The sequence below is a fragment of the Mesorhizobium sp. M4B.F.Ca.ET.089.01.1.1 genome (assembly GCF_004022605.1).
Taxonomy (GTDB): Bacteria; Pseudomonadota; Alphaproteobacteria; order Rhizobiales; family Rhizobiaceae; genus Mesorhizobium; species Mesorhizobium abyssinicae.
In genome coordinates this window covers 1-492 of the sequence record NZ_RZOS01001341.1, presented here as the reverse complement: position 1 = coordinate 492, position 492 = coordinate 1, and the positions used below count along the sequence as shown (strand labels likewise).

Annotated in this window: 2 protein-coding genes; both read left to right on the top strand. The window is 64.6% G+C overall.

Annotated features, from left to right (window positions below; translation table 11 throughout):
• Nucleotides 1–334: transposase (locus EN780_RS37450; RefSeq protein ID WP_128276651.1), on the top strand; the 334-nt coding region annotated here is incomplete at its 5' end.
• The coding region (gene tnpB, locus EN780_RS41475; protein WP_133373010.1) for an IS66 family insertion sequence element accessory protein TnpB at nucleotides 331–492 on the top strand (162 nt) is incomplete at its 3' end. The genes EN780_RS37450 and tnpB, both read left to right, overlap by 4 nt.

Below are 492 nucleotides of genomic sequence, written 5' to 3'. Positions count from 1 at the left end.
GGATAAGGAGCGGCTGGTCGCGGCGACGTTTGAGCCTGGGGCTAGTGTTTCCGAGACCGCGCGATCGGCTGGCATTCATGTGAGCCAGCTTTTCCGGTGGCGCAAGGAACTCTGCCAGATCTCCGCGCCGTCCGTGCCGCAACTCGTTGCCGTGGAAGTCGTCGAGGCGCTGCCAGCGCCGCAATCGCCAGCGCAGCCACCGCCGATCTCCAGACCGCGCAAGAAGAGCAGCATGGTGTCGATCGAGCTTGGCGGCGCCCGCCGCCTGCGGGTCGAGAGTGATATCGATAGCGAGGCGCTCGGCCGGATCCTGGATGTGCTGGAGCGGCGATGATCTCGATCCCGAGCGGCGTTAAGGTGTGGCTCGCCACTGGCTATACCGATATGCGCAAGGGCTTCCCGGGCCTGTCGCTGATGGTGCAGGAGACATTGAAGCGCGATCCGCACACCGGTTACCTGTTCTGTTTCCGCGGGCGGCAGGGTGACTTGATC